This is a genomic window from Aerolutibacter ruishenii (assembly GCF_007830115.1).
Classification (GTDB): Bacteria; Pseudomonadota; Gammaproteobacteria; order Xanthomonadales; family Xanthomonadaceae; genus Aerolutibacter; species Aerolutibacter ruishenii.
The window spans coordinates 1-1,575 of record NZ_VLKP01000027.1 but is presented as its reverse complement, the minus strand read 5'-3'; the positions used below and the strand labels follow the sequence as shown (position 1 = coordinate 1,575).

General features: G+C 65.4%; 2 protein-coding genes. Both read right to left on the bottom strand.

Features of this window, described 5'->3' with window-relative positions:
• Window positions 1-41: 41 nt before the first annotated feature.
• On the bottom strand, window positions 42-1,094 hold the full coding sequence (locus IP93_RS15570; RefSeq protein ID WP_231403458.1) for an IS3 family transposase: 1,053 nt from the start codon (window positions 1,092-1,094) through the stop codon (window positions 42-44).
• Between the two features lie 5 nt (window positions 1,095-1,099).
• Window positions 1,100-1,495 carry a transposase gene (locus tag IP93_RS15565; protein ID WP_158636385.1) on the bottom strand — a complete coding sequence of 132 codons (396 nt, stop codon included), beginning with the start codon at window positions 1,493-1,495 and terminating at the stop codon, window positions 1,100-1,102.
• Between the last annotated feature and the right edge of the window lie 80 nt (window positions 1,496-1,575).

The following is a 1,575-nucleotide window of genomic DNA, read 5'->3' as shown; positions in this document are numbered from 1 at the left end:
CGGAACGTGTCAACACTTTCCCAACACTCGTTGCGAGATTTCTATGTAACAACTTCGGGTAGCCCGGTGTCGACCGGGGTGGGGACGATGGTCAGTGCGCCGGAGGTAGCCAGCAGTTGCGAGGCATGCATGGCGAGGTCGGGGTTGATGTGCACGGCGGCGGGCGGCAGGGCGACGGTGGGCGCGCCTTTGACGTAGCGCTCGGGGTGGCGTGTGTAGTGCTCGGTGAGCGCCTGCTGGCGGACGGCGGCAACGGTGGGCACGCGGTCATGGAAGAGGTCGGCAGGTGTGAACAGCGCCAACCCTTCGTGCGGACGATCGTTATAGTGAGTGACGAACCGGCGTACCCACTGGCGCGCCTGCTCGGCGTCCTCGAAACGACCGGGGTAGTCGGCGGTGTACTTGAGGGTCTTGAAGTGGCTTTCGCTGAAGGGGTTGTCGTTGCTCACGCGCGGGCGCGAGTAGCTACGCGCCACGCCCATCGCGCCGAGCAGCTCGGTGAAGCTGTGGGCGGTCATCGGTGAGCCGCGATCCTGGTGCACGACGAGTGACTCACGCGCGATGGCGTGGGCGGTCAGTGTGCGTGTGAACAGGTGCTTGGCCAGACCGGCGTTTTCCTTGGTGCTGATCATCCAGCCCACCACGTAGCGGCTGTACAGGTCCAGGATGAGGTAGAGGTTGAGATAGACGCCCCGCGAGAAGGTCGGCAGCTTGGTGATGTCCCAGGTCCACACCTGTTGCGGTGCGGTGGCGGTCAGCTGGGGCCGGGCGTGGCGCTGGGGTGGACGCTGCAGGCGCCGCGCCGTGCTTTGGCCCAGCGCACGCAGGCGGCGATAGAAGGTCGACACCGAGGCCAGCACGATGCCGTCGCTGAGCAACTGCGCATGGACCTGGCGCGGGCTGGCGTCGATGAAGCGTTCGTCATGCAGGGCGGCGAGAACCGCCTGGTCCTGTTCGGCGGTCAGTCGGCGTGCCGGTGCACGCGCCGGTGCCGTGGCCTTGCGTCGTCGGCGATCGGGATAGCAGCGATGTCGCGGCTGGCCCAGCGCCTGACAGATACGCCCCTTGCTCAGTCCCGCGGGAGCTGCTGCCATCACGCTCAAGAGCGGTTCTCCTGCTGGGCCTTCTCGACCAGTTGGAAGACTTTTTTTTGGAGTTCAACCAGCTGTTCAGCCACCTCGGCCCGCCGCTGCAGGCGGCTGTTCTCGCGCTGCAGCTGCTCGATCCGGCGCTCACGCGGATCGGCCGCCTTGCGCCCGGGTGCTTGCGACTGCAAACCCTCCAAACCATGCTCGGTCTGCTGCTTGCGCCAAGCAGAAAGCTGGGCGGCATAGAGGCCATTGCGGCGCAGCCAGGCCCCCTGCTCGCCGTGAGCAAGGGCGTCGGCTTGGGCCAGAAGGCGCAACTTCTCAGGCGCACTGAAGCGGCGCCGTGTCCGCTTTTCCAGTTGCGGATCGGGAGCAATCTCGGCCGTGGTGGGTGAATCAGGGGACATCGGTGTACTCCAGCAGCGGAGCCCATTTGTTATAGATAAAAAACGAGGGTAGCTGTTGGGTCGCATGTTGACACGTAGGG